The organism is Oerskovia sp. NPDC056781, from assembly GCF_042789955.1.
GTDB classification, from domain to species: domain Bacteria; phylum Actinomycetota; class Actinomycetes; order Actinomycetales; family Cellulomonadaceae; genus Oerskovia; species Oerskovia rustica.
On sequence record NZ_JBHUAD010000381.1, the window covers coordinates 1 to 2,002 of the forward strand.

Consider the following 2,002-nt stretch of genomic DNA (forward strand, 5'->3'; position numbering starts at 1 on the left):
GCTCGTACGCGGTCGGTCGCGACGCTCAGGCCTTGCGCATGTACGCCCGCACCGTGAGGGGCGCGAAGACCGCGACGATGACCGCCGCACCGACGAGCGAGATCACCGCGTCCGCACCGAGCACCCCGTCGTTCGTCAGCGCGCGCACCGCGGTGACCAGGTGCGAGACCGGGTTGACGTTCACGAAGCCCTGGAGCCAGCCCGGCATGGTGTCGGGCTGGACGAACGCGTTCGACAGGAACGTGAGCGGGAACAGGATGATCATCGAGATCCCCTGGACGCTCGACGCCGTCCGGGCGATCACGCCGAAGAACGCGAAGATCCAGCTCACGGCCCACGAGCACACGATCACGAGCAGGCCCGCCAGGACGACCGACCCCAGGCCGCCCTCGGGGCGGTAGCCCATGGCGTAGCCCATCGCGAACGTGAGGGTCGTCGCGATGCCGTACCGGACGGTGTCCGCGAGCAGCGCGCCCGACAACGGCGCGATGCGCGCGATCGGCAGCGACCGGAAGCGGTCGAACACGCCCTTGTCCATGTCCTCGCGGAGCTGGACGCCCGTGACGACCGACGTCGTGATGACGGTCTGCACGAGGATGCCCGGGATGATCGTGGGCAGGTAGCTCACGACGTCGCCCGCGATCGCGCCGCCGAAGATGTACGTGAACATGAGCGTGAACAGGATCGGCTGGACCGTCACGTCCACGAGCTGCTCGGGCGTCCGGCGGATCTTCAGGAGCCCGCGGTAGGCCATGGTGAACGTGTTGCGCACCGTCTGAGCGACGCTCGTGCGGTTGGACAGGCTGCGGTCGGAGCCGGCCTGGATCTGCTGACGGGGAGCGGTGAGGGTCGTGGTCATCGCAGGGCTTCCTCTCGCGTGCTGGTGGTGGCGTGGGCGACGTCGCCGGCGGCGGCCGTGCCCGGGGCGTCGTCCTCGCCGTCGTTCGCGACGCCGTGGCCCGTGAGGGTCAGGAACACCTCGTCGAGGCTCGGCTTGTCCATGCTGATCGAGTCGACCGCGATGCGGGCCTCGCGCAGCCGGACCAGGAGGTCCGTGACCTCGTCGGGGCCCGTCACCGGGACCGTGATGCGCCGGGCCTCGGGGGACGTGGTCGCGGGCACGCCGAACGTCGTCACGATGTCGAGCGCCGACCCCAGGTCCGCGGCCGCGACCAGGCCGAGCTGGAGCGACTGGTTGCCCACCGCGTCCTTGAGCTCGTCGGCCGTGCCCTCGGCGACCACGCGGCCCCGGTCGATGACCGCGATCCGGTCCGCGAGCTGGTCGGCCTCGTCGAGGTACTGCGTCGTGAGCACGACCGTCGAACCCGTCGCGACGAGCTCGCGGATCGTGTCCCACATCTGCGCGCGGGTGCGCGGGTCGAGGCCCGTCGTGGGCTCGTCGAGGAAGATCAGCGGTGGCTGGGCGATGAGGCTCGCCGCGAGGTCCAGACGACGGCGCATGCCGCCCGAGAAGTTCTTCAGGGGGCGGGTTGCCGCCTCGGTCAGGCCGAACGTCTCGAGGAGCTCGGCGGCCTTGCGTCGAGCCTCGGCGCGGCCCAGGCCGAGCAGGCGCGAGAAGATCACGAGGTTCTCGGTCGCGCTCAGCGTCTCGTCGACCGAGGCGTACTGGCCCGTGACGCCGATGAGCTGACGCACGACCTGGGCCTCGCGGACGACGTCGTGCCCGAAGACCCGGGCCTCGCCCGCGTCGGGGCGCAGGAGCGTCGCGAGCATGCTGATGGTGGTGGTCTTGCCGGCGCCGTTCGGGCCGAGCACGCCGTACACCGAGCCGGTGCGGATGCTCAGGTCGACGCCGTCGACCGCCCGGTTGTCGCCGAACGTCTTGACGAGGCCGTGCGCCTCGACCGCCCATTCGTGGGTCATGGATTCCTCCTGGTGGCTGATGGACCCAGCCTCCGGGAGGTGCCTGTCACGCCGGTGTCAGGGCGCTGTCACGGCTCTGTCGCGAACCGGGGAACGCAGACGGGCCACCGTCCCCGAG

The 2,002-nt window shown here is 70.8% G+C and carries 2 protein-coding genes; both read right to left on the reverse strand.

The window, feature by feature from the left end:
• Positions 1–25: 25 nt before the first annotated feature.
• Positions 26–859, reverse strand: a complete 834-nt coding sequence (locus ACFRCR_RS18555; protein WP_377679654.1) for an ABC transporter permease — start codon at positions 857–859, stop codon at positions 26–28.
• The gene (locus tag ACFRCR_RS18560; RefSeq protein WP_377679656.1) at positions 856–1,884 is read right to left on the reverse strand and encodes an ATP-binding cassette domain-containing protein; all 1,029 of its coding nucleotides are present in this window, start codon (positions 1,882–1,884) and stop codon (positions 856–858) included. The genes ACFRCR_RS18555 and ACFRCR_RS18560 overlap by 4 nt, the downstream gene beginning before the upstream one ends.
• Positions 1,885–2,002 lie beyond the last annotated feature (118 nt).

What these genes read in the sequence shown, in the direction of transcription:
- ACFRCR_RS18555 (WP_377679654.1), bottom strand. Translation starts at nt 859, where the DNA reads ATGACCACGACCCTCACCGCTCCCCGTCAGCAGATCCAGGCCGGCTCC.
- ACFRCR_RS18560 (WP_377679656.1), bottom strand. Translation starts at nt 1,884, where the DNA reads ATGACCCACGAATGGGCGGTCGAGGCGCACGGCCTCGTCAAGACGTTC.